Source organism: Mesorhizobium sp. M7D.F.Ca.US.004.03.1.1 (assembly GCF_003998635.1).
GTDB classification, from domain to species: domain Bacteria; phylum Pseudomonadota; class Alphaproteobacteria; order Rhizobiales; family Rhizobiaceae; genus Mesorhizobium; species Mesorhizobium loti.
This window is the reverse complement of record NZ_RZQG01000332.1, coordinates 1-6,071: the sequence shown is the minus strand read 5'-3', so window position 1 is coordinate 6,071 and position 6,071 is coordinate 1. Positions and strand designations below refer to the sequence as shown.

Sequence of the window (6,071 nt, the reverse complement as noted above, 5' to 3'; positions counted from 1 at the left end):
CCCTATCATGGCGCCATGTACGAGCCGCTTGGCGGCCACATGCACCCGCTCAACTACACGCTCGGCCTCGCTCGCGCCGCGGTTGCTGCCGGCGTCACCATCCATGAGAATTCGGTGGCGGTGAGGCTGGAGCGCGAGCCTTCGATCCGCGTCTCGACATCAAAGGGTTCGGTCCGGGCCAAGCATGTCGTGCTGGCGGGCGATGCGCTGCTCAATGGGCTGGAACCGCGCGTCAACAGCCGCATCATGCCGGTCGGCAACTACATCGTCGCCACCGAGCCGCTGGAGGGCAAGCGCAATGTCATCCCGGCCAATGTCGCGGTGTCAGACACCCGCTTCGTCGTCAACTACTACCGGATGTCGGCGGATGGACGCCTGCTGTTCGGTGGCGGCGAGCGTTACACGCCGTCACCGCCGGCCGATATCGCCGGTTTCGTGCGCCCGCATATGGAGAAAACCTTCCCGCAGCTTCAGGGCTGCCGCATCGATCATGCCTGGGGTGGGCTGGTGTCGGTGACGACGTCGCGGCTGCCGCATGTCGGGCACTATGGCGAGGTCTATTTCGCGCATGGCTATTCCGGCAAGGGCGTCATCCTGTCGACGCTGTCTGGCAAGCTCCTGGCCGAAGCGATCACCGGCGACGCCTCGCGGCTCGATCTGTTCTCGACGCTGACCCCGATGCCTTTCCCCGGCGGCACGGCACTGCGCGGCCCGCTCTATGTGCTCGGCATGCTGTGGTATGCGATGAGGGATCGCATCAAGCATTGAAGAGCGTTCGTCAGCTGGGCCATCGCGTATGAGAGGCCCCCTCATCCGGCCGCTTCGCGGCCACCTTCTCCCCGAGGGGAGAAGAGGCTGTCATCAACGCTGGCGATCTCCTCTCCCTCGGGGAGAGGTCGGATTGTCCCGAATTGCCCTTTGCAATTCGGTTGGCAATCCGGGTGAGGGGGCACTTGCTCATGTGCGACTGCTAAACCACAAAGAAATCCTCAATCCGCTGCCTGGCCTCCAGCAGCGCGGGCAGGATCTCCCGCTCCATCTCCGCGACCGAAAACCGCGCGGACTGGGTCGAGACGTTGATTGCCGCGACCGTGCTTCCTGAGCGGTCGCGGATCGGCACGGCGATGGAGCGTAGGCCGAGTTCCAGTTCCTCATCGACGATGGCAAAGCCGTCCACTTTCGCCTTGCCGATGGCGCCGGTCAGCAGCCTGATGTCGGTGATCGTCTTCGGCGTTCGTTTTTCGATCGTCGCCTGGCCGAGGAATGCGTCCAACTCCTGGGGCGTCAAGCCAGCAAGCAGGATGCGCCCCATCGAGGTGCAATAGGCCGGCAGCCTGGTGCCGACATCGAGCGACACGCTGAGGATGCGGCGGCCGGGAATGCGGGCGACATAGACGACATCCTGGCCAGATAGGATCGCTGCCGAGCAGGCCTCGTTCAGTTGCGCCGCCACCGCGCGCATGATGGGTGCAGCGAAGCTCCATAGCGAGGCGCCGCCGAGCCAGGTGCGGGCAATCGTCAGCAGGCGTGGCGACAGGGAGAACACGCGGCCGGCTTGCGTTGCATAGCCGGTGGCGGTGAGCGTCAGCAGAAAACGGCGGGCGCCGGCGCGGGTCAGGCCCGCTGCTTCGGCCATTTCGGTCAGCGTCATGCCCGGGGGGGGGGGGGCCCGGGTCTCCATGACGGCAAGGCCGCGTTCAAGCGAGCCGACATGATCACGGGAGGGGGCCTCTTCGTCCATCTTGTCTCCGCGGAACGGCATCGCCGTCAAGATTGACTCCGCGCCCTCGCTCAGCGTAGAAAGTATCGCATATAAAACATATGTTCGCAATACGAACTTTCTGAATCCGGAGCCGATGCGATGGTCAAGTTCCTGCCGCTGAAACAGGCCGTGGCCGAGAATTTGAACAGCGGCGACACCGCTGCCTTCGAGGGCTTCACCCATTTGATCCCGACGGCGGCGGCGCATGAGGCGATCCGCCAGGGGTTTCGCGACCTGACATTGATCCGCATGACGCCGGACCTGATCTACGACCAGATGATCGGCATGGGCATGGCGAAGAAAATCGTCTTCTCCTATGTCGGCAATCCCGGCGTCGGCCTGCTGCGGCGCGCCCGAGATGCCATCGAGAACGGTTTTCCCAGATCGATCGAGATCGAGGAGCACAGCCATGCCGGCATGGCCAACGCTTATGAGGCGGGCGCGGCCGGTCTGCCCTGCGCGGTGTTCCGCGGCTATCGTGGCGCTGGCCTGGCGGCGGTCAATCCGAACATCAAGTCTGTCACCTGTCCGTTCACCGGCGAGGTGCTAGCGGCCGTTCCCTCGATCCGGCCTGACGTCACCTTCATCCATGCGCAGAAGGCCGACCGGAAAGGCAATGTGCTGGTCGAAGGCATTATCGGCATCCAGAAGGAAGCCGTGCTGGCGGCCAAACGCGCGGTGGTGACGGTCGAGGAAGTGGTCGACAATTTCGACGATCTGCACCCCAATCTGACTGTGCTGCCGCGCTGGACGATTGCCGCGATATCGGTCGTGCCCGGCGGTTCGCATCCGTCCTACGCGCATGGCTATTATGCGCGCGACAATGCCGCCTATCTGGAATGGGACGAGATCGCCGCCGACCGTGACAAATTCCAGGCGTGGATGCAGGCCAATGTCATGGAGAAGAGCGCCGACGATTTCGAGGGCAGAGTCGAGCATCTGAGGAAAGCGGCATGAGCGACAGTCCGGACTTCACCCCCAACGAGATGATGACGATCGCCGCCAGCCGCGCGCTGCGCAATGACGATGTCTGCTTCGTCGGCATCGGCGCGCCGTCCGCCGCCTGCAATGTAGCGCGGCTGACGCATGCGCCTGACATCACCTTGATCTACGAGAGCGGCACGATCGGCACCGCACCTGACGTGCTGCCGCTGTCGATCGGCGACGGCGAATTGTGCGAGACCGCTGTCACCACCGTCGCGGTGCCGGAAATGTTCCGCTACTGGCTGCAGGGCGGCCGCATCTCGATCGGCTTCCTTGGTGCGGCGCAGCTCGACAAGTTCGGCAACATCAACACCACGGTCATCGGTGACTATTTCCATCCCAAGACAAGGCTGCCCGGCGGCGGCGGCGCGCCGGAGATCGCGACTTCATCGAAGGAGATCTACATCACCATGGCGCAGACCAAGCGCGGCATGGTCGAGAAGATCGACTTCTTCACCTCCTTCGGCCATGGCGAGGGTGGCGACCATCGCAAACGGCTGGGTATCGACACATCAGGCCCGACCTTGCTGATCACCGACCTCGCCATCTGGAAGCCGGATCCGGTGAGCAAGGAATTCACGGTGGTGTCGCTGCATCCAGGCGTCACCCGCCAGCAGGTGCAGGAGAGCTGTGGCTGGGTGGTTAAGTTCGCCGAGGCGCTTGACGAAACGCCGCCGCCAAGCGAACTCGAACTCAAGACATTGCGCGACCTGCAGGCCCGCACCAAGGCGGCGCATGAGGGAACCGGAAAAGCAAAGGCTGCATGACATGGCCGAGGCCTATATCTGCGACTACATCCGCACGCCGATCGGCCGCTTCGGCGGTTCTCTGTCTTCGGTACGATCAGACGACCTCGGCGCCATACCGCTAAAGGCGCTGGCCGAGCGCAATGCCGGCATCGACTGGCAGGCGATCGACGACGTCGTCTATGGCTGTGCCAACCAGGCCGGCGAGGACAACCGCAATGTGGCGCGCATGGCGCTGTTGCTGGCAGGCTTGCCGAAGGAGGTGCCGGGCTCGACCGTCAACCGCCTGTGCGGCTCGGGCATGGACGCGCTGACCATCGCAGCTAGGGCCATCAAGGCAGGCGAAGCGGAGCTGATGATCGCGGGCGGCGTCGAATCGATGAGCCGGGCGCCCTTCGTCATGCCCAAGGCCGACACGGCGTTTTCGCGCAACGCCGAGATTTACGATACCACCATCGGCTGGCGCTTCGTCAACCCACTGATGAAGAAGCAATATGGCGTCGATTCGATGCCGGAGACCGGCGAGAACGTCGCGGAAGAGTTCGCCATCTCCCGCGCGGACCAGGACGCCTTTGCCGTGCGCAGCCAGGACAAGGCCGTCGCCGCGCAAGCCAAGGGCCGGCTGGCCAAGGAGATTACCCCGGTGACGATCCCGCAGCGCAAGGGCGATGCGGTGGTCGTGTCGAAGGATGAGCATCCGCGCGCGGGCTCAACGGTCGAGGCGCTGGCCAAATTGCCAACGCCGTTCCGGCAGGGCGGCACGGTGACGGCCGGCAATGCGTCGGGCGTCAATGACGGGGCGGCGGCGCTGATCGTTGCATCCGAGGCAGCGGTGAAGAAATACGGCTTGACGCCGATCGCCCGTATCCTTGGCGGGGCCGCCGCCGGCGTGGCGCCGCGCATCATGGGCATCGGCCCAGCGCCGGCGACGCAAAAACTCTGCGCGCGGCTTGGCCTGACGCCGCAACAGTTCGATGTCATCGAGCTCAACGAAGCCTTTGCCTCGCAAGGCATAGCCGTGCTGCGCCAGCTCGGCATCGCCGAGGATGCGGAACACGTCAACCCGAATGGCGGCGCCATCGCGCTCGGCCATCCCTTGGGCATGTCGGGCGCCCGCATATCCGGCACGGCGGCGCTGGAGCTGCGCGAACGTGGCGGCCGTTATGCGCTTGCCACCATGTGCATCGGCGTCGGCCAGGGCATTGCGATCGCGCTCGAACGGGCTTGACCAGCAGCCTTCGCTTGGCCGGCTAAGATCAAGAATCCGGTGCGTGGTCAAATTTGACCACGTGGACAAAAGTCCGGCGTCGTTCCATAGTTCCCCGTCTGATATTTTCACGAACAGCCGGCTCGACACGGCTGTCGAACAGAGGGGAATGCAATGGAAAACCGGAAGAACAGATTCCAGACAGAGCGCGAAGGGCTTTCGCGACGCAACGTGCTGGAGCTGGGCGCACTTGGCCTGGCCGCAGCCATGCTGCCAGGCGCTGCCTTCGGCAAGGACAAGAAGCTGAAGGTGGCGGCGATCTTCGCCACGCCGATCGAGGAGCCGTGGGACAACCAGATCCATGTCGCCTTGCAGAAGGCCGAGAAGGAACTCGGCATCGAATACAAATGGTCCGAGAAGGTGCAGACCGCCGATTTCAGCCGTGTCATGCGCGAATATGCGCAAGGCGGCTATCAGCTGGTGCTGGGCGATGCCTTTGCCGCCGAGCGTGAATCGCGCCGCACGGCCAAGCAGTTCCCGAAGACCGCCTTCCTGTTCGGCTCCGGGGCCGGCCCGGCGGAACCGAACTTCGGCGTCTTCGACAACTGGATTCACGAGCCGGCCTATCTCTCCGGCATGATCGCCGGCAAGATGTCGAAGTCGGGCACGATCGGCGCCGTCGCGGCGATGGGCATCCCGGAAGTCAACCGACTGGTCAACGCCTTCTTCGCCGGCGCCAAGGAGGTCAATCCGAACATCAAGAAGAAGGTCGCCTTCATCGGTTCCTTCTTCGATCCGCCAAAAGCCAAGGAAGCGGCGGTCGCGCAGATCGACGCCGGTGTCGACGTCATCTATGCCGAGCGCTTCGGTGTCATCGAAGCGGCGGTGGACAAGAAGATCCTTGCCATCTCCAACATGTCCGACCAGTCGAGCCTCGGCCCCGACACGGTGATCACCGGCCCGGTCTGGGACATGTATCCGACGGTCGAGCAGGCCATCAAGCTGGTCAAGGCCGGCGTCTTCACCGCGCAGGACTATGGCGATTTCTCGCGCATGGCCAAGGGTGGCTCGCATCTGGCGCCCTACCACAAGTTCGACAAGACGCTGCCGGCGGACGTCAAGGAGCTGATCGAGAAGAAGAAGGCCGAGATTCTGGAAGGCAATTTCCGGGTGGATGTCGACGAGAACACGCCGGTTTCGGATTGAGTTTTACCCTCCCCCTTGTGGGGAGGGTCGATCCGCGAAGCGGAGCGGGGTGGGGGTCTTCGGCGCAGCACCCCCACCCCGTCTCACGATCTTCGCTTCGCTGCGATCGTAAGCCGACCCTCCCCACAAGGGGGAGGGTGAGGAGCCGCTCCAACCCCACCAGGAC

6 protein-coding genes are annotated in these 6,071 nt (G+C 64.0%); 5 read left to right on the top strand and 1 reads right to left on the bottom strand.

The annotated features are described in order from the left end of the window. A partial coding sequence (locus EN935_RS18855; protein WP_164771199.1) for an FAD-binding oxidoreductase occupies positions 1-768 on the top strand: 768 nt, incomplete at its 5' end. Positions 769-970: 202 nt separating this feature from the next. Here the strand turns inward: EN935_RS18855 and EN935_RS18850 are convergent. After that, positions 971-1,741: an IclR family transcriptional regulator C-terminal domain-containing protein gene (locus EN935_RS18850; RefSeq protein ID WP_127373510.1), complete on the bottom strand. Its 771-nt coding sequence runs from the start codon at positions 1,739-1,741 to the stop codon at positions 971-973. A gap of 120 nt (positions 1,742-1,861) precedes the next feature. Here EN935_RS18850 and EN935_RS18845 point away from each other — a divergent pair, with 120 nt between their 5' ends. The 4 genes from EN935_RS18845 to EN935_RS18830 all read left to right on the top strand — a co-directional run bounded on the left by EN935_RS18845 (position 1,862) and on the right by EN935_RS18830 (position 5,905). After that, positions 1,862-2,719 carry a CoA transferase subunit A gene (locus EN935_RS18845; protein ID WP_127264133.1) on the top strand — a complete coding sequence of 286 codons (858 nt, stop codon included), beginning with the start codon at positions 1,862-1,864 and terminating at the stop codon, positions 2,717-2,719. Continuing rightward, complete coding sequence (locus EN935_RS18840; RefSeq protein ID WP_109664129.1) at positions 2,716-3,513, top strand: CoA-transferase subunit beta; 798 nt, start codon at positions 2,716-2,718, stop codon at positions 3,511-3,513. Before EN935_RS18845 ends, EN935_RS18840 begins: the two co-directional genes overlap by 4 nt. A 1-nt stretch (position 3,514) precedes the next feature. Continuing rightward, positions 3,515-4,720, top strand: coding sequence for a 3-oxoadipyl-CoA thiolase (pcaF, locus tag EN935_RS18835; protein ID WP_127264135.1), 1,206 nt, complete (start codon positions 3,515-3,517; stop codon positions 4,718-4,720). A 153-nt stretch (positions 4,721-4,873) separates the two neighbouring features. After that, a complete protein-coding gene (locus tag EN935_RS18830; protein WP_127264136.1) occupies positions 4,874-5,905 on the top strand; it encodes a BMP family protein in 1,032 nt (343 codons plus the stop codon). The last annotated feature ends 166 nt before the right edge of the window (positions 5,906-6,071 follow it).

What these genes read in the sequence shown, in the direction of transcription:
- EN935_RS18850 (WP_127373510.1), bottom strand. Translation starts at nt 1,741, where the DNA reads ATGGACGAAGAGGCCCCCTCCCGTGATCATGTCGGCTCGCTTGAACGC.
- EN935_RS18845 (WP_127264133.1), top strand. Translation starts at nt 1,862, where the DNA reads ATGGTCAAGTTCCTGCCGCTGAAACAGGCCGTGGCCGAGAATTTGAAC.
- EN935_RS18840 (WP_109664129.1), top strand. Translation starts at nt 2,716, where the DNA reads ATGAGCGACAGTCCGGACTTCACCCCCAACGAGATGATGACGATCGCC.
- pcaF (WP_127264135.1), top strand. Translation starts at nt 3,515, where the DNA reads ATGGCCGAGGCCTATATCTGCGACTACATCCGCACGCCGATCGGCCGC.
- EN935_RS18830 (WP_127264136.1), top strand. Translation starts at nt 4,874, where the DNA reads ATGGAAAACCGGAAGAACAGATTCCAGACAGAGCGCGAAGGGCTTTCG.